This is a genomic window from Streptomyces sp. NPDC006739, from assembly GCF_042869815.1.
GTDB lineage: Bacteria > Actinomycetota > Actinomycetes > Streptomycetales > Streptomycetaceae > Streptomyces.
The window spans coordinates 42,653-62,883 of the sequence record NZ_JBIAGM010000007.1; the positions used below are offsets into that span (position 1 = coordinate 42,653).

18 protein-coding genes are annotated in these 20,231 nt (G+C 73.0%); 13 read left to right on the forward strand and 5 right to left on the reverse strand.

Translation table 11 applies throughout. The features are described 5' to 3' along the window. Positions 1-69 precede the first annotated feature (69 nt). The 5 genes from ACFYMM_RS16335 (at position 70) to ACFYMM_RS16355 (ending at position 5,724) form a co-directional block, all read left to right on the forward strand. On the forward strand, positions 70-2,853 hold the full coding sequence (locus tag ACFYMM_RS16335) for a SpoIIE family protein phosphatase (protein WP_388386802.1): 2,784 nt from the start codon (positions 70-72) through the stop codon (positions 2,851-2,853). Positions 2,854-2,924: 71 nt separating this feature from the next. After that, complete coding sequence (locus tag ACFYMM_RS16340) at positions 2,925-3,956, forward strand: permease (protein WP_388386804.1); 1,032 nt, start codon at positions 2,925-2,927, stop codon at positions 3,954-3,956. Further along, the gene (locus ACFYMM_RS16345) at positions 3,953-4,684 is read left to right on the forward strand and encodes a TIGR03943 family putative permease subunit (protein WP_388386806.1); all 732 of its coding nucleotides are present in this window, start codon (positions 3,953-3,955) and stop codon (positions 4,682-4,684) included. The genes ACFYMM_RS16340 and ACFYMM_RS16345 overlap by 4 nt, the downstream gene beginning before the upstream one ends. A gap of 121 nt (positions 4,685-4,805) precedes the next feature. After that, the gene (locus tag ACFYMM_RS16350) at positions 4,806-5,207 is read left to right on the forward strand and encodes a hypothetical protein (RefSeq protein WP_388386808.1); all 402 of its coding nucleotides are present in this window, start codon (positions 4,806-4,808) and stop codon (positions 5,205-5,207) included. Between the two features lie 103 nt (positions 5,208-5,310). Continuing rightward, a complete protein-coding gene (locus ACFYMM_RS16355; RefSeq protein ID WP_388386810.1) occupies positions 5,311-5,724 on the forward strand; it encodes a hypothetical protein in 414 nt (137 codons plus the stop codon). 83 nt (positions 5,725-5,807) lie between these two features. Here ACFYMM_RS16355 and ACFYMM_RS16360 read toward each other — a convergent pair whose 3' ends face one another. Next, positions 5,808-7,001 carry a cytochrome P450 gene (locus ACFYMM_RS16360; RefSeq protein ID WP_388386812.1) on the reverse strand — a complete coding sequence of 398 codons (1,194 nt, stop codon included), beginning with the start codon at positions 6,999-7,001 and terminating at the stop codon, positions 5,808-5,810. Between the two features lie 410 nt (positions 7,002-7,411). Beyond that, positions 7,412-8,131, reverse strand: a complete 720-nt coding sequence (locus ACFYMM_RS16365; protein ID WP_388386814.1) for a hypothetical protein — start codon at positions 8,129-8,131, stop codon at positions 7,412-7,414. Between the two features lie 520 nt (positions 8,132-8,651). Between ACFYMM_RS16365 and ACFYMM_RS16370 the strand changes: the two genes are divergently transcribed. Genes ACFYMM_RS16370 through ACFYMM_RS16385 form a run of 4 tightly spaced genes read left to right on the forward strand, consistent with a single transcriptional unit; the run spans position 8,652 to position 13,871 of the window. After that, positions 8,652-9,812, forward strand: a complete 1,161-nt coding sequence (locus ACFYMM_RS16370; RefSeq protein WP_388386816.1) for a LeuA family protein — start codon at positions 8,652-8,654, stop codon at positions 9,810-9,812. Further along, complete coding sequence (locus tag ACFYMM_RS16375) at positions 9,809-10,741, forward strand: prephenate dehydratase (RefSeq protein WP_388386819.1); 933 nt, start codon at positions 9,809-9,811, stop codon at positions 10,739-10,741. The genes ACFYMM_RS16370 and ACFYMM_RS16375 overlap by 4 nt, the downstream gene beginning before the upstream one ends. Then, on the forward strand, positions 10,738-12,672 hold the full coding sequence (locus ACFYMM_RS16380; protein WP_388386821.1) for an FAD/NAD(P)-binding protein: 1,935 nt from the start codon (positions 10,738-10,740) through the stop codon (positions 12,670-12,672). The genes ACFYMM_RS16375 and ACFYMM_RS16380 overlap by 4 nt, the downstream gene beginning before the upstream one ends. After that, on the forward strand, positions 12,669-13,871 hold the full coding sequence (locus tag ACFYMM_RS16385; RefSeq protein ID WP_388386823.1) for a pyridoxal phosphate-dependent aminotransferase: 1,203 nt from the start codon (positions 12,669-12,671) through the stop codon (positions 13,869-13,871). The genes ACFYMM_RS16380 and ACFYMM_RS16385 overlap by 4 nt, the downstream gene beginning before the upstream one ends. A 68-nt stretch (positions 13,872-13,939) precedes the next feature. On the opposite strand, the gene ACFYMM_RS16390 is transcribed toward ACFYMM_RS16385, so the two are convergent. The 3 genes from ACFYMM_RS16390 to ACFYMM_RS16400 form a co-directional block, all read right to left on the reverse strand. After that, on the reverse strand, positions 13,940-14,662 hold the full coding sequence (locus tag ACFYMM_RS16390) for a LuxR C-terminal-related transcriptional regulator (protein WP_388386825.1): 723 nt from the start codon (positions 14,660-14,662) through the stop codon (positions 13,940-13,942). Positions 14,663-14,751: 89 nt separating this feature from the next. Beyond that, positions 14,752-16,002 carry a 3-deoxy-7-phosphoheptulonate synthase gene (locus ACFYMM_RS16395; RefSeq protein ID WP_388386827.1) on the reverse strand — a complete coding sequence of 417 codons (1,251 nt, stop codon included), beginning with the start codon at positions 16,000-16,002 and terminating at the stop codon, positions 14,752-14,754. A 2-nt stretch (positions 16,003-16,004) separates the two neighbouring features. Further along, positions 16,005-16,265, reverse strand: a complete 261-nt coding sequence (locus ACFYMM_RS16400) for a hypothetical protein (protein WP_388386829.1) — start codon at positions 16,263-16,265, stop codon at positions 16,005-16,007. Between the two features lie 212 nt (positions 16,266-16,477). On the opposite strand from ACFYMM_RS16400, the gene leuC reads away from it, so the two are divergent. The 4 genes from leuC to ACFYMM_RS16420 all read left to right on the forward strand — a co-directional run bounded on the left by leuC (position 16,478) and on the right by ACFYMM_RS16420 (position 20,184). Beyond that, positions 16,478-17,881 (forward strand): 3-isopropylmalate dehydratase large subunit, encoded by a 1,404-nt coding sequence (gene leuC / locus ACFYMM_RS16405; protein WP_388386831.1) that lies wholly within the window; start codon positions 16,478-16,480, stop codon positions 17,879-17,881. A 71-nt stretch (positions 17,882-17,952) separates the two neighbouring features. After that, positions 17,953-18,549, forward strand: a complete 597-nt coding sequence (gene leuD, locus ACFYMM_RS16410; protein WP_388386833.1) for a 3-isopropylmalate dehydratase small subunit — start codon at positions 17,953-17,955, stop codon at positions 18,547-18,549. After that, positions 18,546-19,175 carry a cysteine hydrolase family protein gene (locus tag ACFYMM_RS16415; RefSeq protein WP_388386835.1) on the forward strand — a complete coding sequence of 210 codons (630 nt, stop codon included), beginning with the start codon at positions 18,546-18,548 and terminating at the stop codon, positions 19,173-19,175. The genes leuD and ACFYMM_RS16415 overlap by 4 nt, the downstream gene beginning before the upstream one ends. 4 nt (positions 19,176-19,179) lie before the next feature. Then, entirely contained in the window at positions 19,180-20,184 is a 1,005-nt protein-coding gene (locus ACFYMM_RS16420) for a TauD/TfdA family dioxygenase (RefSeq protein ID WP_388386837.1), read from the forward strand. Positions 20,185-20,231 lie beyond the last annotated feature (47 nt).

The window sequence follows — 20,231 nt, forward strand, 5'->3', positions numbered from 1 at the left end:
CGGGCCTCGGGGTACCAAGCGGGGCATACCGGTCGCATCCGGGGGAAACGCAATGCTAGAACTGGGAGCATGATCGGACGTTCCCGCCGGTCCCGGACCGAAGCGGTGCCACCGCTCGGTCACCGGTGGTCACGTGATCCGTCCCGTCGTCGAGGACGCCCGGAAGAACCCGGGCGTCACCTCGCGCCGGCCCTGAGCCTGCGCACGCTCGCCGCCCAGGTGTTCCTGCTGCAGGTCGTCATCGTGCTGGTGCTCGTCCTGGCGGCCACGACCGCCCTGGTGCTCCAGGGGCGCTACGACGGCGAGCAGGCCGCGACCAACCGCTCACTGGCCACCGCGGAGGCGTTCGCGCACGCGCCCGGCACCGCGCTCGCCCTGCGCTCGCCCCATCCGACGGCGCTGCTGCAGCCGGCGGCACAGAACGCGCGGCGCGCCGCCGGCGTCGACTTCATCACCGTGCTGAGCCCGGACGGGGTGCGGCTCACCGATCCGGTACCGCGCCTGATCGGCACCAAGGCGCAGGGCGTCGGCCGGGCGGCGGCGGGCGAGGCGTTCACCGAGACCTTCCACGGCCGGCCCGGCAACGCGGTACGCGCGGTCGTACCCGTGCTGGACCCGAGCCGCCGGGTGGTCGGCATGGTCAGCGCCGGGATCCAGGTGGAGACCGTGGGGCACATGCTCAACCGGCAGCTGCCGGTGGTGCTGGGGTCCGCGGGGCTGGCGCTCGCCCTGGCCACCGGCGGTACCGCCCTGGTCAGCCGGCGGCTGCGCCGGCAGACCCACGGGCTCGGACCGGCCGAGATGACCCGGATGTACGAGCACCACGACGCCGTGCTGCACGCGGTGCGCGAGGGCGTGCTGATCGTCGGCGACGACGGGCGGCTGCTGCTCGCCAACGACGAGGCGCGCCGGCTGCTGGACCTCCCGGCCGACGCCGACCAGCGGCATGTCGGCGAGCTGGGCCTGGCGCAGGACCTGGCGCGGCTGCTGGCGTCCAGCGAGGCCGTGTCGGACCAGGTCTTCCCGGCCGGGGACCGGCTGCTGGCGGTCAGCACCCGGCTCACCGGGCCGTACGGCGGCCCGCCGGGCCTGGTGGCCAGCTTCCGCGACACCACGGAACTGACGGCGCTCTCCGGCCGCGCCCGGACGGCCCGCGGCCGCCTGACGCTCCTGTACGAGGCGGGCGTACGCATCGGCACCACGCTCGACGTACGGCGCACCGCCGAGGAACTCGCCGAGGTCACGGTCCCCCGCATGGCCGACGTCGTCACCGTGGAACTGCTCGACGCCGTGCTGCGCGGCGAGGAGCCCACGGGCGCCGTCAAGCGGATGCGGCGCACCGCGCTGCACGGGGCGGAGCCGGGAGACCCGCTGCAGCCGGTCGGTGACCTGATCCAGTTCGTGGTGGCCGACACACCGATGGCGGCGGCGCTGCAACGCGGCAAGGCGGTGCTGGTCCCGGACCTGCACGCGGCCCAGGACTGGCGGGCCCAGGACCCGCAGGGGGCGCGACGGGTGCTGGAGTACGGCATCCACTCGCTGATCGCGGTGCCGCTGCGGGCGCGGGGCGTGGTGCTCGGCATGGTCGACTTCTGGCGCTGCAGCGGCTCGCCGAGGTACGAGGAGGAGGACGTCGCGGTCGCCGAGGAACTGGTGGCCCGGGCGGCGGTCGCCATCGACAACGCCCGCCGCTACGCCCGCGAGCACGCGATGGCCGTGACGCTGCAGCGCAGTCTGCTGCCGCGCGACCTGCCGGACCAGGACGCGCTGGAGATGGCCTGGCGGTATCTGCCGGCGCAGTCCGGTGTGGGCGGCGACTGGTTCGACGTCATCCCGCTGCCCGGCTTCCGGGTGGCGCTGGTGGTCGGCGACGTGGTCGGGCACGGGCTGCACGCGGCGGTGACCATGGGCCGGCTGCGGACGGCGGTGCTGAACTTCTCCTCCCTCGACCTGCCCCCGGACGAACTGCTCGGCCACCTGGACGAGATGGTGAGCCATCTCGACACCCAGACGGCGAGCGACGACGACAGCGCGCAGGTCACCGGTGCCACCTGTCTGTACGCGATCTACGACCCGGTCGGCGGTCGCTGCACCCTGTCCCGTGCCGGGCACGTCGCACCCGTCGTGGTCGATCCCGGCGGGCGGGTGACCCTCACGGAGCCGCCCCTGTCACCGCCGCTCGGGGTGGGCGGCCACCCGTTCGAGACGACCGAGGTGGACCTGCCGGAGGGCAGCCGGCTCGTCCTGTTCACCGACGGTCTGGTCGAGGACCGCGGCCGGGACATCGACGAGGGCCTGGAGATGCTCCGCTCCGCCGTGGCGCACTCCGGCCGGACACCGGAGGACACGTGCCGGGCCCTGGTGGAGACGATGCTGCCGGAGCGTCCCGGGGACGACGTGGCGCTGCTGGTGGCCCGCACCCGGCTGCTCGATCCGTCCAAGGTCGCCACCTGGGAGGTGCCGTCCGACGTGATGGCGGTCTCGCGAGTGCGCACGGAGGTCGGCCGCCGCCTGGGTGACTGGGGGCTGGAGGAGTCGTCGTTCGCCACGGAACTGATCCTCAGCGAACTGCTCACCAACGCCATCCGCTACGGCGCCCCACCCGTCGGCGTCCGGATCCTGCTGGGCCGCACCCTGGTCTGCGAGGTGTCGGACGGCAGCAACACCTCGCCCCGGCTGCGGCGGGCGGCCACCACCGACGAAGGCGGCCGTGGTCTGTTCCTGGTCTCCCGGTTCGCGGAGCAGTGGGGCACCCGCTACACGGCGAACGGCAAGGTGATCTGGGCCGAGCAGTCACTGGGCGGCGCCCGGGAACCGGATCCGGCGGCCCTGCTGGACGACATCGCATGGTGACGGCGTGTACGCGCGCCCCGCCCCGTGCCCTTGGCTTATCTTCGCCACACGATCCGACATCCGGAGCAAAAATGCGAAAAACGGATGAGTCGCTTGGTGTGGTGAGCGGGGCGGCCGTCGTCTGCGCGGACCCGTCCGGGCGCCGTACCGCGCCGTGGCGGCTGGTGATGGCGGCCGCGACCGCCGTCGGCGCCGTGTCCGTGCTCGTGCTGGCCGGCGGTCAGTGGGTCGACCAGCCGGCGGTCGCGGCCTGGCGCACGGTCTGCCTGGCCATCACCGTCCAGGCGCTGCCGTTCCTGCTGCTGGGCACGGCCTTGTCCGGGGCGATCAACGCCTTCGTGCCGGCCGACCTGTTCACCAGGGTGCTGCCCAGACACCCCGCGCTCGCCGTCCCGGTCGCCGGGGTGGCCGGAGCCGTCCTGCCGGGCTGCGAGTGCGCCTCCGTGCCGGTCGCGGACAGTCTGATCCGGCGCGGTGTCACCCCGGCCGCCGCGTTCGCCTTCCTGCTGTCGGCCCCCGCGATCAACCCGATCGTGCTGACCGCGACCGCCGTCGCGTTCCCCGGCAACCCGGCCATGGTCGCCGCCCGGCTGCTCGCCTCGCTCGTCACCGCCGCCGTGATGGGCTGGCTCTGGCTCTGGCTCGGGCGCGCGGAGTGGCTGCGCCCCACCGTGCGGCACACCGGGCACCGGCCCGAGCACAGCCGCTGGCGGGAGTTCCAGGGGGCCTTCCGGCACGACTTCCTGAACGCCGGGGGCTTCCTGGTGCTGGGCGCCACGGCCGCGGCCACCTTCAACGTGGCCGTACCCCGGTCGGTCCTCGACACCTTCTCCGGCTCACCCTGGCTCTCCGTCCTCGTCCTGGCCGCGCTCGCCGTCCTGCTCGCCGTCTGCTCGGAGGCCGACGCCTTCGTCGCCGCCTCGCTCACCGGGTTCTCACCCACCGCCCGGCTCGCCTTCATGGTGGTCGGCCCGATGGTCGACCTGAAGCTGATCGCCCTCCAGGCGGGCACCTTCGGCCGCGCCTTCGCGCTCCGCTTCTCCACGGCGACGACCGTGGTGGCCGTCGCCTGCAGCGCCCTGATCGGAGGAGCCCTGCTGTGAGACGCCCCGTCCAGGCGCTGCTCCTGGTCCTGACCGGACTGGGCCTGCTGCACGCCGCCCTCTTCAGCGACCTCTACCTGCGCTATGTGAAGCAGGGGCTGCGACCGGCACTCGTCGCCTCGGGGGTCCTGCTGCTGCTCCTCGGACTGGCCGGCGCCGTGCTGGAGCGGGGGCACGGCGAGGAGCACGGCGGCCACGCGCACGGCCACGACCACTCGGCCGTCCCGCGCGTCGCCTGGCTGCTGTTCCTGCCCGCCCTCAGCCTGCTCTTCCACGCACCGCCGGCGCTCGGCGCCTACACGGCCGCGCGCGCCGCCACCAAGGCCGTCAAGGCGGAGAAACGGTTCGATCCGCTGCCCGCCGCCTCGCCCCTGCCGATGACCCTGACCGGCTTCACCGCCCGGGTCCAGCAGGACCGTACCCGCGCGATCAGGGGCCGCACCGTCACCATGACCGGCTTCGTCACCCCGTCGGGGCAGGACGGCGGCTGGTACCTGACCCGGATCATCTTCACCTGCTGCGCGGCGGACTCCCAGTCGGTCAAGGTCCGGGTCTACGGGACGGACAGCCCGCCCGCCAACAGCTGGGTGGCCGTCACCGGAACCTGGCACCCCCAGGGCGCGCTGGGCACCAGGGCCGCCGCGGCGGCCCTGGACGCGCGGCACACCGAGAGCGTCGCCCAGCCCGTCAACGCCTACACGGACGACCTCCCGCTCACCCCCAACTGACCCGGGGCGCGCGGGGGGTCACCTCGGCGGAAATCCGTGGGCGCGGCGGTCATACGAAGGGGCCGCCCGGCACGTCCCAGCATCGACAGGGCGCACCCGCTGCCCGTCGATGAGGAGAACCATGACGAGCGACCTTCGTACGACGACGCGCGCGCTGCGCCGCGCGGTCCCGGCCGGTGTCGTCGCGACCGCCGTGGCACTGCCCCTGCTGTGCTCGGGTTCGGCCCGGGCGTCGGCCACCGACACGAGTGTCTACGTGTGGGCGACCGGGGTGAACGTCCGGGACTGCCCGCAGGTGTCCGCCGACTGTCCGCCGATCAGCGGGGCGCAGATCGGCAGGCGGTGGGTCACGGCGTTCTGCCAGCGCACCGGCAGCGAGGTGACGGACGGCCCGTACCGCAACGACTGGTGGGTCCAGGTCAACGCGGGCGGCCCCATCGGCTGGATCAGCGCGGTGTACGTGCGCGGCGGCGACAACGACCAGCCCGTCCCCGCCCTCCCCACCGACGGCGACTGCCGCTGACGACATCCACGACGCGAACGACATCCACGACGCGAACGACATCCACGACGCGAACGACATCCACGACGTGATCGACATCCCGAGGAAGAGAGGGGCATCACCTGTGCCCACGAAGATCATGACCCGCCCGCTCCCGGTGCGGGTCCTGCTGGCCGCCGTGCTCGGCCTCGTCGCCCTGGTCGGTCTCGCACCGGGGCCCGCCCAGGCCGCGGCGTCGAGCAACACCGTGCACATCTGGGCCAGTCAGGTGCGGGTGCGACAGTGCGCCAGCACCACCTGTGACGTGGCCACCACCGAGCGGCTGTCCAACGTCGACGTGTACGCGTACTGCCAGAGGTGGGGCGACCGCGTGTCCGACGGCTCCTACTACAACCACTACTGGGTCGAGATCGTCTCCCCGCAGGGCTGGCTCGGCTGGGTGAGCGCCGTGTACGTCAGCGGCGGCTCCAACGACGGCCCCGTCCCGGGCGTGCCGGTGGAGACCAACACCAGCCCCGTCTACTGCGAATACCCGTAGGACCGACCGGCGCGGCGAGCGCCTGACGCGTGGGGTGTGCGGCCCGCTCACGCGTCAGGCGCTCGCCCGTCGCCCGCCTCGGTCTACCAGGTGACGGGCAGTTCGTTGAGGCCGTAGACGAGGCTGAGGTCGCGGAAGGACAGCTTCTCCGGGTCGCCGACCAGACGGATGTCGGGGAACCGCGCGAACAGCGAGGTGATGGCCATCTCGATCTCCCGGCGCGCCAGCGGAGCGCCCGGGCACAGGTGCGTGCCGTGACCGAAGGCCACGTGCTTCTGCGTGTCGCGGCTGATGTCGAACCGGCTGGGCTCGTCGTACACCGACGGATCGTGGTTGGCGGACGGGATCGCCACGATCACGGCCTCACCCTTGTGCATCCGCGCGCCGCCGAACTCCATGTCCGTGTCCACGAGACGCAGGATGTTGTCGTGCGAGACGGACCAGAAACGCAGTGACTCCTCGATGAACGGGAGGATCTTCTCCGGGTCGTCCCGCAGCGTCGCGCGCAGTTCGGCGTCGGTGAGCAGGCTGAGCACGCTCAGCGCGATCTGGTTGGTGGTGGTCTCGTACCCCGCGATCAGCACGAGCCGCACCAGCGGTACCAGGTCCTCGCGGGCCAGTTCCCCGGTCAGGACGTGGTCCGTGATCAGTCGGCTGATCAGGTCGTCCTTCGGCTCGCGCTCCTTCTCCTCGCACAGGCGGTGCAGGTAGGCCGTCATGTCCTGGTAGGCGGCCAGTGCCTTGTCCGGCGCGTCCAGGGCGAGACAGAGCCTGCTCTGCTCCGAGAAGGTGAGGTAGTCGCTCTCCGGGACTCCCAGCAGCCGCGCTATCACCAGGGTCGGCAGCGGCAGGCAGAACTCGGTGAACAGGTCCAGCGGGCGAGGGAGCCGCTCCAGCTTGTCGAGCAGATCGTCGACCAGCTCCTGGATCCTGGGCCGCAGCTCCTTGATGCGCCGGGCGGTGAACTCGGTCATCACCATGTGGCGCTGCTTGCCGTGCTCCGGCTCGTCCATCCGCCAGAAGGAGTTCATGTTCCGGTCCGGCGGCAGCTGGATGCGCCCGCGGAAGCCCGGCTTGGTGTCGTCGGAACTGAAGCGGGGGTCCATCAGCGCCTGGCGCACGTCCTCGTACTTGGTCACCAGCCAGGCCCAGCCGCCGTCCGGCAGGTTGACCTTGCGGGGCGGCCCCTGGCGCAGTTCGGCATAGGCGGCCGGGGGCGCCATCGGGCAGGTACGGGTCAGCGGCCAGGAGATGTCCTGTATGGCGTTGTCAGGCATGGTCGTCCTCGTGGGGTGGAGAGAGTCCGCGAGCCTCCCCGTACCCGTCTCGCACAATCCGGGCGCGACCTGTGGATGAGGCCTGTCGGCTGCCGGGGCGTTGAGAGCGCTCTTTCCCGGAGCGTATTCGGAGGTACTGACCAGTCACTGACACGCACTTGACGGTCCGTCAGGTGCGATGAAGGCCTCGATGGGACCGGGTCGGGCCGTGGAGGCCCGCACACCGGGGCGCCAAACCGTCCGGCGGCGCGGACCGCACCGGTGGCGGCGGGCCCGACCTGCCGGCGCGTGACAGCACGGGTCGTGTCCGGCTGCCGCCGGGCAGACGCTCCGCCCCCACGCCGTTCGGCACGCGCACCGCGGTCACCACCGGGTGGGGCGGTTACGACTTCCTGTTCCGGGTCCGCCCGTCAGCTCGCGGGTTCGGCCGGCGCCTGCTCGGGTTCCGGCTTGTTCGCCGTCGCGCTGTAGAAGACGGAACTGCCCTGCTTGGTCCGCTCCGCCAGCCCCTTGGCGACCAGGCCCTCCACGGTGGAACGGATCACCGTGGTCTTGACGCTGCGCTCGGGGTGGGCCTGGGCGACGGCCGCGCCGATCTCGGCGGCGGAGCGGGGCTCCGACTGCTGGGACAGATGCTGACGGACCACGTCGACGAGAGTGGGCTGGGCACTCTCCTTCTTGGGGCTCGCCTCCTTCTTGGGGCTCGCCTCCTTCTCGGCAGTCACCTCCTTCTCGGCAGTCACCTCCTTCGCGGCAGTCACCTCCTTCGCGGAGGTCACCTCCTTCTTGGCGCTCGCCTTCTTCGCGGGGGCCTTCTTCGCCGCGGCCTTCCTGGGCTTCGACGGCGCGGCGTCCGCCTTCTTCCGGCGCGTCGCGGCCGGCGTCGCGCGCGGAGCGGGGACGGTCGCCGTACCGGCGTCGCCGAGGCCGGCGCCGCCGCCGCTGCCGAGGACCTGCTGCACGCCGAGCAGCACCGACTGGTCCTGCCGCAACGCGGCCAACTGCTCCTCCAGGAGCGCCAGTTCGGCGGCGATCCGCTCCTGTTCCTTGACGTTGCGCTCAAGGTCGGCGGCGACCTGTTCGGCGTACTGAACCTTGATGCCTGCGGTCTGCGACTGGACTTCGGACATGACTGTCACCTCTCGTTGGCGCCAGGGCCGTGTTGGGGGCGGATCGTACCCCTTGGTCAAGGCGTGTGCGAGACGGTTCGGCATGCGGCCGTGCCGCAGGCCTCGGTGACTGCCCGCGCCACGGCCGGTCAGTCGCCCACCAGCGCGGCCGGCCAGCACCCGCGGCGCGGTCGGTGGCGCGCGTTGACGCGGCCCCCGCACGAGGGCCGTACGGGCTACGGCCCCTGCCCGGGGCGGCCTCGCGGTACGGCGCTCAGCGCACCCGACTCTGCGGGACCGGCCCGCCCCGCGCATCGGCCTGCGGAGGAGGCGGCAGCACGCGCTCGCCCGTCGGTGGACGCCGGCTCCACCAAAGGCGGGGGAGTGGTTCTTCGGGCGGGGTGGCCGCCCCGGCGCTCCTCCATCGGCGGATGACGCCGCCCCGGCCGGATCCCGAGGATCGGTGGCTGTCCGGATGACGTGTCCGGACGATTTCCAGCTGCTTGGGGGAGATGTGAACGAGCACGTGACACCTCGTCGTGTGACCTTCTTCGACACCACGTTGCGCGACGGCGAACAGGCGCCGGGCAACGCGATGAATCCCGACCAGAAGCTGGAACTGGCCCAGCTGATCGCCGGGTTGGGCGTGGACTGCGTGGAGGCGGGCTTTCCCGCCTCCTCCCCGAGCGACTTCGAGGCGACCCGGCTGATCGCCACCCATCTGTCCGGAACCCGGTTCGCCACCTTCTCCCGGACCCATCCCCGGGACGTCGAGCTGGCCGTGGAAGCCGGCGGAACCCACAACCACCAGGTGCAGATGGTGGCCACCGGCAGCCAGATCCATCTGACCCACAAGCGGGGCATCACCCGGCACGCGGCGGTGCAGGAGGTCGTGGACACGGTCAAGTTCGCCGTGTCGCTGGGCGTCGAGGACATCGCCGTCGGCATCGAGGACGCCAGCCGGGGCGAGGACGCCCTGCTGCGCGCGCTGACCGAGGCCGCCGTGGACGCGGGTGCCACCTGCATCATCCTGGCCGACACGACCGGGTGCCACACGCCCGCGGAGTTCGGCACGCTCATCGGCAAGATCCGCAGGTGGGCGCCGCCGCCCATCAAGGTCTCCACCCACTGCCACAACGACTTCGGCCTGGCCACCGCCAACACCCTGGCCGGACTCGCGGCCGGCGCCGACGAGGTCCAGGTCGCCCTCGGCGGCATCGGCGAGCGCGCCGGCAACACCTCCCTGGAGGAGATCGCCGCGGTCCTCGCGTACAAGACCGATGTGCTCGGCCTGACCTGCGACATCCGCCTGGACGCCATGTACGCGGCCTACAACCGGCTGCGCCGGGTCATCCGCCTGGAGGAGCCCCGGAACAAACCCGTCTTCGGCAAGTACGTCTTCGGCACCGCCGCCGGCATCCACCAGCAGGGCATGCTCAGCGACCCGAGCACCTACGAGTACGTCGAACCGGCGCGGTTCGGCCGTGAGCGCTCGCTGCTCATCGGCCGCCACTCCGGGCGCACGGTGCTGCGCCATCTGCTGGAGCAACTCGACGCGAAGGTCGACGACACGGAACTGGACGAGCTGTACCGCGTGCACATCGCCGAGCGCGACCAGGGCGACTGCGAGGACCTCTCCGTCGTACGGGACCGGCTCGCGCGGGAACTCGGCGAGCGGGCGATGGTGACCGCGGGCCGATGAAGTACTCGTATCTCGGCCCCGAGGGCACCTTCACCGAGTCCGCCGTGCGGCGGCTCGCGGGGGCCCTGGCCCGGCAGGCCGTGCCGTTCCCGAGCGTCCCCGCCGCGGTCGAGGCGCTCGTGTCCGGCCGGTCCGACCGGGCGGTGGTCCCCCTGGAGAACTCCGTCAGCGGCATGGTGCCCGTCACCCTCGGCGAACTCGTCGCGCACGCAGGGCACATCGAGATCGACGCCCAGGTGGCGATCGGCGTCACCTTCGCCCTCATGGCTCCCCCCGGCGCGGCCCTGTCCGACGTACGCCGGGTGATCAGCCACCCGCACGCGCACGGCCAGTGCCGGCCGTGGGTGCAGCGGCATCTGCCGCGGGCGGAGCTGGTCCCGGCCGCCTCCACCGCGGCGGCCGCCCGGGCCGTCGCACGACCGGAACCGGGGCAGCCGACGGGAGGGACGACGGGATGGGTGAGGGGAGGGACGACGGGAAGGGACGTCGACGCGGCGATCGCCGCCCCCGAGACCGCCGCACGCTACGGACTGACCGTGCTGGCCTCGGACATCGGCACCCGGCGTGACGCCATGACCCGTTTCGTGTCCCTGCGCCGCACCGGCTCCGAGGACCACGAAGGACGGCCCACCGGCAGCGACCGCACCGCACTGCTGGTCACCTCCGACCGCTCCGCCCCCGGTGTGCTCACCGGGGTCCTCGGTGAGCTGAGCGCGCGGCAGGTGGCCATCACCTGGATCCAGTCCTGGCCCCGGCAGACGGCGCACGGGCGCCACCACTTCCTGGTCGAGGTCGACCAGCACATCGAACACCCCGCGCTGGCCGCGGCGGTCGCCGCCATGCGCCACGGCGTCGACTCGCTGCACCTGCTCGGCAGTTATCCGTACATCGTCGACCGCGCGGTCGACGGGGAGAGGACGGCCGCATGAGCGGGACACGCATCGCCGTGATCGGCGGCGGCCCCAGGGGCATGATGGTGCTCGAACGGCTCGTCGCCCGCCTCGCCGAACACCCCGGGCCCCTCGACGTCGGGCTCCTCCTGATCGACGCGGTGGAACCCGGCGCCGGCCAGGTCTACCGGACCGACCAGCCCGACTGGTTCCTGATGAACACCGTGGCCGGCCAGTGCTCCGCCTATTCCGGGGAGCCCGACGGCGGCCCGGCCCGCGCCGGGGCCGGCCCCTCGTTCGGGCAGTGGTGGCAGTCCGTCGGCGACTACCCCGGCCCCGACGCCTACGCGCCGCGCCGGCAGTACGGCCGCTACCTGCGCTCCGTGCTCGCCACCGTGCGGGCCGCACTGCCGCCCGGCGTACGGCTGCGCTGTGTCACGGCGCGCGTCGATGACGTCGTACGCGTCGCGGACCGCTACCGGATCGCCCTGGCCGGGGGTGAGCGGCTCGACGTCGACCGGGTCGTGCTCACCACGGGCCACTCCCGCAACGCGCCCGCCGGCCGCGAACGGGAACTGGCCGGCTTCGCCCGAGCCCGCCCCCGACTGACGTACATCCAGGGCCAGTCCGCCGCCGACATGCCCCTGGACGACATCGCGCCCGCCTCGCACACGGGCGTCATCGGCCTCGGTCTGTCGTTCTACGACGTGATGGCCGCCCTCACCCTGGGCCGGGGAGGCCGCTTCGCCGAGCGTGCGGACGGCACCCTCGCCTACCACCCCAGCGGCGCCGAACCCGTGATCGTGGCCGGCTCCCGCAGCGGGATGCCACTGCCCGCCCGGGGCCGCAACCAGAAGCCTCCCCGCTACTCCTACCGTCCCGCGCTGTTCACCCCCGACCGGGTGCGCGCGCACGCCCCGCGCGGGCCGCTCGACTTCAAGGGCGACGTCTTCCCCTGGCTGCGGGCGGAGATCGAGCTGGTCCACCACGGCACGGCCCTGCGACGCGACCTCGGCGACGACGTCGCCCGGCAGTTCCACGCGCACGTGGTGGCCGCCGCCGAGCGCGGCACGCCCGATGTCACGGCCGCCGCCGAACGGTTTGGCCTGCGCTCCCCGTCGGCCCTCGACCTCGACGCGCTGGCCCGGCCGTTCGCGCACCGCGCCTTCACCGGCCCGGCGGACTTCGGACGGGCGCTGCGCGCCGAGATCGAGCGGGACCTGGCGCACGCCGCCGAGGGGAACGTCGACTCACCCCTGAAGGCCGCGCTGGACGTCATGCGGGACACCCGCTGGGTCATCCGCGACCTGGTCGACTTCTCGGGACTGACCGCGCGCTCGCAACGCGAGGACTTCCTCGGCTGGTACGTGCCGAGGGCGTCGTTCCTCGCGGCGGGACCGCCGCGCGTGCGACTGCGGCAGGTCCTCGCCCTCGTCGAGTGCGGACTGCTGCGCGTCGTCGGACCCGCCACCCGGTTCGACACCGATCCCGCGGCCGGCCGCTTCCTGGTCTCCTCGCCCCAGGTGCCCCGCTCCGCCGTCGAGGTCACCACGCTGATCGACGCCCGGGTCCCCGAGCCCGACCTGCGCCGTGACCTCAGCCCGCTGACCGCGCGTCTGCGCGGGCGCGGTGTGTGGGCGAGCTACGTCAACGGCGTCGGCGGCGAGGTCTACGACACGGGCGGGGTCGCCGTGACACGCAGCCCGTTCCATCCCGTCGACGGCGCGGGCGTCGCCGACGACGGCCTGTACGTCCTCGGCATCCCCACCGAGCACACCCGGTGGTTCATGCAGGTCGGCAGCAGCAGGCCGGGGATGTGGAGCGACTTCGTGCACGACGCCGACGCCATCGCCGCGCACGCCCTGCGCGCGGTCACACGGGCCGGGACACCCCCGGCGCGCACCCCCGAACTGGTCGGTCCGGGCGGGGAAGCGACCGGCGAACGATCGCCAGAGAGGCAGGCAGGATGAGCGTGCGCGTGGCACAGCGGTTCGCGGGCGTAGAGCGGTCCGCGACCGTCGCCCTGCTGGAGACGGTCCAGCGGCTTCGGCGCGAGGGTGTCGAGGTGCTGGACCTCAGCGGCGGGGAACCCGACTTCGCCACCCCCTCGCCCGTCGTCACCGCGGCCGTCACCGCGCTGCGTGACGGCGAAACCCACTACACCCCGAGCCGCGGGGTCCCCGAACTCCTGGAGGCCGTCGCCGGCAAGCTGGCCGCGGAGAACGGGGTCGCGGTCGACCCGGAGCGGGGCGTCATCGTCACCCCCTCGGCCAAGCAGGCCCTGTTCACCGCGCTGATGACGCTGCTCGACCCGGGCGACGAGGTGATCGTGCCCACCCCCGCCTGGGTCAGCTACCCGGCGATGGCAGGGCTGATCGGCGCCCGCGCGGTGGCCGCCGAACTCCGGGCGGACGACGGCTTCCGGATGTCCCGGCGGATGCTGGAGGAGCGGGTCACCGGCCGCACCCGGGTCCTGCTCGTCAACACCCCGGCCAACCCGACCGGGCACGTGCTGGACCGCGAGGAGGCCGAGGAGATCGTGGCGTTCGCGGTCGAGCACGACCTCGCGCTCGTGGTGGACGAGATCTACGAGAAGATCGTGTACGACGGCGGCGCCCATCTGAGCCTGGCGAGCCTGCCCGGCGCGGCCGAGCGCACGCTGACCGTCAACGGCTTCTCCAAGGCGTACGCGATGACGGGCTGGCGGCTCGGTTACCTGGCCGGCCCCGAGCCGCTGATCGCCCAGGCCCTCAAGGTCCAGGAACACACGGTCAGTTGTGCCACCTCCTTCGTGCAACGCGCGGGAGTGGCGGCGCTGACCCGGACGGCCGACGACGTCGCCGCCATGCTGAAGGAGTACGCGGTCCGCCGGGAGATGACGGTCGCGGCGCTCAACGCCCTGCCCGGCGTCACCTGTGCCCTGCCCGAAGGCGCGTTCTACGCGTTCGCCGACGTCCGGGGCACGGGTCTCACGTCGGCCGCCTTCGCCCAGCGGCTGCTGGACGAGGCCGCCGTCACCGTCGCCCCGGGCTCCGCTTTCGGTCCGGGCGGCGAGGGGTACGTACGACTGTCGTTCGCCGCGTCCCGGGAGGTGCTGGAGGCCGCCGCCGAGCGCCTGACACGGCTGGCCGGGGGGTGGGCGGCGGACGCGGGGGCGCGGGGGAACTGACGGGACACGCCGGACGCCGGCCCTTCCCCCGGGGGATCCCCGGAGGAACGGCCGGCGTCCGGCGTTCCTCAGGCGGTCCGGGGCAGGCCGGGAAGGGCTTCCCCGCCGTCCACCCCCCACGCCCGCTGGAACAGCAGCACCGCCTCCAGCCGGTTGCGGGCGCCCAACTTGGTCAGCACGTGCGAGACATGACTCTTGACGGTGGCGGGCGACACTCTCAGCCGCACCGCGGTCTCGGCCGTCGACATGCCCGCCGCCAGGCTCCACAGCACCTCCCGCTCCCGCGAGGTGAGCGAGTGCAGCATGTGCTCGGAGCCGGCCGGCGCCGGACTGGGCGCGGCGGGCGTCCGGCGGGCGTACAGCGAGTGCAGCTCCGGCGACAGCACCGAGTGTCCGGACATCACCGCGCGGATCGCCGCGGCGAGTCCGGAGACCCGGACCGTCTTCACCAGGCAGCCGGTCGCACCGGCCGTGAAGGCCGCGTCGAGACGCCGCTGCGTCCAGCCGGTGCCGATCACCAGCACCCGCACCTGTCGCGCCTTCAGATGCCGGATCAGCCCGGTGGCGTCCTCGCGGGCCGCGACCGCGAGGACGACCACGTCGACCTGGTCGAGGGGCCACTGACGGATCGGCTGGTGGTTGTTCACATTGCCGACCACGTCCAACTGGCCCGAGGCGGCGAGGACTCGGGTCAGGACGTGCCGCGAAATGGGGTCGTGGTCGGCGACCAGCACACGTGCCCTGTCATCGGGAGCCTGTAAGACACCGAAGAGATCACGCTCCAGAGACATGGTGTACGCCCTTCGTCAGAGTCTGCGACCTGGACCCGGTAAGGGGACCCTACGAAAGACTAATATTCCGGAACCGAGTTCAGCAATAACTAACTCTGTTTTGGATCCGGCGTACTGGGCGCGCCCCAGGCGCCCGCGACGGTGAACGCCTGCGTCGGATTGAGCCGTGGATCGCACAGCGAGGTGTAGCGTTCCGCCACCCGGTCCACGTCCTCGGCCCCCCAGGCGCACTCGGTCACCGGGTCCGGCGTCGTCTCCAGATGCAGCCCCGCGGCCACCGCGCCGGCCCCCCGGACGGCCTCCTGGAAACCCACCACCTCCTCGATCAGCATCGACACGATCCGGGTCTTGTGGCCCGAGCCGGCCATGAGCGTGTTGCCGTGCATCGGGTCGCACAGCCAGGCCGCCGGGTGCCCGGCCGCGCGCACCGCCCCGACCAGGCCGGGCAGCGCCGACGCCACCCGGGCCGTACCCATCCGGGAGATCAGGGTGAGCCGGCCGGGCTCGCGGTCCGGGTCCAGCAGCTCGCACAGGCGCAGCAGGTCGTCGGGCCCGGTGTCCGGCCCCACCTTGCAGGCCAGCGGGTTGGCGACCTGGGCGAGGATCCGGGCGTGCGCCGCGTCCGGCTGACGGGTGCGCTCACCGATCCACGGCAGATGCGTGGAGGTCAGGACCATCTGCCCGGCGGGCGTGCGCCGCACGAAGGGCAGCTCGTAGTCGAGCACCAGGGCCTCGTGGCTGGTCCACACCGACGCCCCGGTCGGCGCGTCCCAGCCGCTCGTGCGCCCGCGCAGGAACGCGGTGGTGCGACGCGCCGCCCGGTAGCAGTCCAGCATCCGCTCGGCACGCGGCTGCCGGGCCCGCGGATCCGGTTCCGGGCCGTTCACCAGATGCCCCCGGTACACGGGGAGCTCGACGCCGTCGACCCGTTCGGTCGGGGAACTGCGCGGCTTGGCGAACTGTCCGGCCAGCCGGCCGATCCGGATGACCGGCTTGCCGGTGTTCACCGTCATGATCCCGGCCAGCGCGTCGAGGAGCCCGGCCTTGCGGGCCACCGCCGACGACGTGCACTCGGCGGGGTCCTCGGCGCAGTCGCCGGCCTGGATCACCTGGTACTCCCCGGTGGCGGCCCGGGCCAGCAGCATCCGCAGCACCTCCACCTCCTGCCAGGTCACCAGGCCGGGCATCCGGGCCAGTTCGGCCCGGACGGTCGCCGCCCGCAGCGGGTCGCTCCACCGGGGCTGCTGGTGCGCGGTCGTGTGCGGCCACGCCTCGAGTTCCCCCGGCAGTGCTGCGTCGGTCTCGTCCACAGGGGGCGGGGGAGGGTACGTCGAGGACAAGGTCAGGCTCCTTCGGGGCGGGTGGTGCCGACGGCGGTGCCGGCCGCCGGGCCGGGACGGAGTGCGGCGGCGCCGTGCGGACGCCGCTGGAGCGGTTCGGCGGTCGCCCGCACGATCGGGCGCGGATCGTCCGCGTCCACCTGGGTGGAGCCGCGCAGGAGCGGCACCGGTGGTGCCGGCGGGGCGCCCGCCGGGGCGGGGCGCACGGTGGCGGGCGGTGTCCCGGCGCATCGGGGGCGCCGGCTGACGGGATGTCGGTTCAAGGTCCACTCCGCAGGTGCTGGTGGCAGGGCCGGACAGAGGCGAAACGCGCGCCCATCCTGGGCCGCCTCGGCCGGCCCGTCTTCCGCCGAGGGAGGACTCCGGGCCCGGACACGTCCCGGTTGCCCCGATGGAGGAGCGCCGTGCACCGGGAGAGGAGGCCTCCACCATCGGCCGATGCGGCGGGCGGACCGTGTGCAGGAGCCTTCCGGACATGGGATCAACGCTTGCGCAGAAGGTGTGGGCCGGTCACTCGGTCCACCGGGGCGGAGCCGGGGGCGACGACCTGCTCTATGTCGACCTGCACCTGCTCCACGAGGTGAACACCCCCCGGGCATTCGACGGCCTGCGGGCCGAGGGGCGTGCCGTGCGCCGTCCCGACCTGACCCTGGGCACCGAGGACCACAACGTGCCCACCACCTCCCTGGGCGACGGGTTCGGCGACCCGGCGGGCCGCCGCCAGGCCGCCCAACTGCGGGAGAACTGTGCCGCCTTCGGTATCCCGGTGCGGCGGCGCGGGGACGACGGACACGGCATCGTGCACGTCATCGGGCCGGAACAGGGTCTGGTCCGGCCCGGGATGACGGTGGTGTGCTGCGACTCGCACACCACCACCCTGGGCGCGTTCGGGGCCCTCGCGTTCGGCATCGGCACCAGCCAGGTCGAACACGTCCTGGCGACCCAGACCCTGTGGACGCGCCGACCCAAGGACATGGCGGTCACCGTCACGGGCGCCCTGCCGGCCGACGCCACCCCCAAGGACCTGGTGATGGCGCTGATCGCGCGCATCGGCACCGGCGGCGGCCAGGGCCACGTCATCGAGTACCGGGGCCCGGCGGTCGAGGCGCTGTCCATGGAAGGCCGGATGACGCTGTGCAACATGTCGGTGGAGGCGGGCTCCAAGGCCGGCCTCGTCGGCCCCGACGACACCACCTACGCCTATCTGCGCACCCGCCCCGGCATGCCCGAGGGTGCCGACTTCGACGCGGAGAGGGCGTACTGGCAGTCCCTGCGCACCGACCCGGACGCGAGGTTCGACAAGGAGGTGACCCTCGACGCCTCGATGGTGCGGCCGTACGTCTCCTGGGGGACCAACCCGGCGCAGAGCGCGCCCGTCGACGCCAGGGTGCCGGACCCGGACGACTTCGCCGCCCCCGCCGAACGCGCCGCCGCCGAACGCGCGCTGACCTACATGGACCTGCGCCCGGGCAGCCGGATCCAGGACATCGGGATCGACACCGTCTTCGTCGGCTCCTGCACCAACGGCCGTATCGAGGACCTGCGCGCGGCGGCCGAGGTGCTGCGCGGCCACCGGGTCGCCGACGGGGTGCGCATGCTCGTCGTGCCCGGTTCCGCCGCCGTGCACCGCCAGGCCGTGGCCGAGGGACTCGACCGGGTCTTCACCGGCGCCGGCGCGGACTTCCGGCCCATCGCGGGCTGCTCGATGTGCTGCGGCCTCAACGAGGACCGGCTGCGGCCCGGACAGCGCGCCGTGTCCACCAGCAACCGCAACTTCGAGGGCCGGCAGGGCAAGCGCTCACGCACCCACATCGCCTCCCCGGCGGTGGCGGCGGCCAGCGCCGTCACCGGCCGGATCACCGCCCCCGCAGACCTGTAGCGACCCGCGCCCCCGCGGCCCCACGACCGCAGACCGCCGACCACGACCTCTCCGGGAGACCCGCGAAGACCATGATCCAGTTCACCGTGCACACCGGTACGGCCCTGCCGCTGCGGCGCAGCGACGTCGACACCGACCAGATCATCCCCGCCCGCTACGTCCCCTACTTCAGCCTCACCGGACACGGCAACGGGCTGTTCGCGGACTGGCGCGACGATCCCTCGTTCGCGGCCAACCTGCCCCAGTACCAGGGCGCGACCGTGCTCGTCGCGGGCAACGAGTTCGGCACCGGCTCCTCCCGGGAGTCCGCCGTCTGGGCACTGCAGAAATCCGGATTCCGCGCCGTGCTCGCCCCGCGCTTCGGGGACATCTTCCGCGAGAACGCCCTCATGCGCGGCCTGCTGCCGGTCCAACTGCCGGCCGAGGCCGTGGAACGGCTGTGGGAGCTGACCGAGGCCGACCCGACCACACCCGTGACCGTGGACCTGGAGCGGCAGCAGGTGCGGTACGCCGACCGGACCGAGGAGTTCCGCGTGCACCCGGGCGCCCGGCAGCGGCTGCTGCGCGGCGCCGACGTCATCGCCGACACCCTCGCCCACGAAGCGGAGATCAGCGCGCACGAGCGGGCCCGCCGGCCGCTGCTGCCCCGGACGAGGAGCGCGGCATGACCCGCCGGCCCGCCCTGCTGGTCCTCGACCTGATCAACGAGGTCGCCCACCCCGAGGGCAGGTACACCGACGTCTGCCTCGGCCAGATCGAGAGCAGGGGGGTGCTGGAGCACGCCCGGCGCGCCGTCGAGCGCGCCCGCCGGACCGGTGTGCCGGTGGTGTACGTGGTGGTCGGCTTCTCGCCGGGGCTGGCCGACTGGCCCCCGACGTCACCCCTGTTCACCGAGGCGGCCGACGGCGACCGGCTGATCCTGGGGACCTGGGGGACCGAGGTGCACGAGGCCGTCAAGCCGGCCGCCGATGAGCCGGTCGTCGCCAAACGCCGGGTCAACCCGTTCCTCGGCACGCACCTGGAGCTGATCCTGCGCTCCTACGGCGTCGACACGCTGCTGCTGACGGGGGTGACCACGGACCTCGTCATCCTCTCCACCGCCCGCGAGGCACACGACCGGGACTTCCGCGTGGAGGTGCTGGAGGACGCCACCGCCACCTCCGGCCCCGAACTGCACGAGGCGGCGCTGACCCTGATCCGCCGCACCGCCGAAGTCACCACGGTGGACGAGGCGTTGGGACGGACCGAGGACGGCACGGCCGGCACGGCCGACGACATCGAAGGGAAGGCGTAGGGCGATGCAGCCGTTTCACGTGATCGGCGACCGGGAGAGGGACGAGCTGTACGGCGCGCTCGAAGCCGTCGACACCAGCCCGTACGCCGACTACCGGGCGTTCTCCACGGCCGTACGACGGGCCGCCGACGGCCGGGTGCCCGCCTCGCTGGCCGAGGCGGCGGAGCGGATCCGGGAGGAGCGCGAGCGGGGCGTCTCGGACACCCACGTCCTGCGCAACTGCCCGGTGGACAAGGACCTGCCCGAGCTGGGGCACGACGACCCGCAGGCGGACAAGTACGCCCGCAAGCGGACCTTCGTCGGCGAGGGGTTCCTGGAACTCATGGCCCAGCTGACCCGGACCCCGCTGATGTCCTACGCGACCCGGTTCCGCGGGGACTTCTTCACCGACGTCTACTCCATCAGCAGGTACCACGGGCAGCAGACCGGTTACAGCGACGGCGAGCTGGTGTACCACAACGACCGCACCGCCCATCCCGTGCGCGCCGACTACATCAGTCTGCTGGGCATGCGCTGCCCGGTGCAGGAGTACACCTGCACCAGTCTGGTGGAGGCCCGCACCCTGCGCGCCGCGCTGCCCGCGGACACCCTGCGCCTCCTGGGCGAGCGGCACTTCGTCACCCCCTTCGACGTGGTCTCCCGGGACAACAACCGCGACCTGGGCCTCTCGGAGAAGCACGCCGTCTTCCAGGGGGACTACGGCATCCGCTACCTGGACACGCACACCACCGTCGCCCCGGACGCCCCGGGCGCGGCCAAGGACGCGCTGATCGAACTGAAGAACGCGCTCACCCGGGCGGAGAAGAAGCGCCATCGCATCCTCGAGGGCGACCTGCTGGTCTTCGCCAACCAGAACGGCCTGCACAGCCGGGAGCTGATCGAGGTCAACGACCCCGAACGGTCCCGCTCGCGCTGGCTGCTGAAGACCTACGCCTTCCGGGACCGGGCCACCGCGGACGGCTTCGCGGACCGCTGGGTGGACGGCGTGGCCGGCCGGGTCGGCGACTGAACCGGACCGCCGCCTCCGCCCACCCCCTACGACACCGAACCGAAGGG

Coding starts and splice junctions, on each gene's coding strand:
- ACFYMM_RS16335 (WP_388386802.1), top strand. CDS start 70: ATGATCGGACGTTCCCGCCGGTCCCGGACCGAAGCGGTGCCACCGCTC.
- ACFYMM_RS16340 (WP_388386804.1), top strand. CDS start 2,925: ATGCGAAAAACGGATGAGTCGCTTGGTGTGGTGAGCGGGGCGGCCGTC.
- ACFYMM_RS16350 (WP_388386808.1), top strand. CDS start 4,806: ATGACGAGCGACCTTCGTACGACGACGCGCGCGCTGCGCCGCGCGGTC.
- ACFYMM_RS16360 (WP_388386812.1), bottom strand. CDS start 7,001: ATGCCTGACAACGCCATACAGGACATCTCCTGGCCGCTGACCCGTACC.
- ACFYMM_RS16365 (WP_388386814.1), bottom strand. CDS start 8,131: ATGTCCGAAGTCCAGTCGCAGACCGCAGGCATCAAGGTTCAGTACGCC.
- ACFYMM_RS16375 (WP_388386819.1), top strand. CDS start 9,809: ATGAAGTACTCGTATCTCGGCCCCGAGGGCACCTTCACCGAGTCCGCC.
- ACFYMM_RS16380 (WP_388386821.1), top strand. CDS start 10,738: ATGAGCGGGACACGCATCGCCGTGATCGGCGGCGGCCCCAGGGGCATG.
- ACFYMM_RS16385 (WP_388386823.1), top strand. CDS start 12,669: ATGAGCGTGCGCGTGGCACAGCGGTTCGCGGGCGTAGAGCGGTCCGCG.
- ACFYMM_RS16390 (WP_388386825.1), bottom strand. CDS start 14,662: ATGTCTCTGGAGCGTGATCTCTTCGGTGTCTTACAGGCTCCCGATGAC.
- leuC (WP_388386831.1), top strand. CDS start 16,478: ATGGGATCAACGCTTGCGCAGAAGGTGTGGGCCGGTCACTCGGTCCAC.
- leuD (WP_388386833.1), top strand. CDS start 17,953: ATGATCCAGTTCACCGTGCACACCGGTACGGCCCTGCCGCTGCGGCGC.
- ACFYMM_RS16415 (WP_388386835.1), top strand. CDS start 18,546: ATGACCCGCCGGCCCGCCCTGCTGGTCCTCGACCTGATCAACGAGGTC.
- ACFYMM_RS16420 (WP_388386837.1), top strand. CDS start 19,180: ATGCAGCCGTTTCACGTGATCGGCGACCGGGAGAGGGACGAGCTGTAC.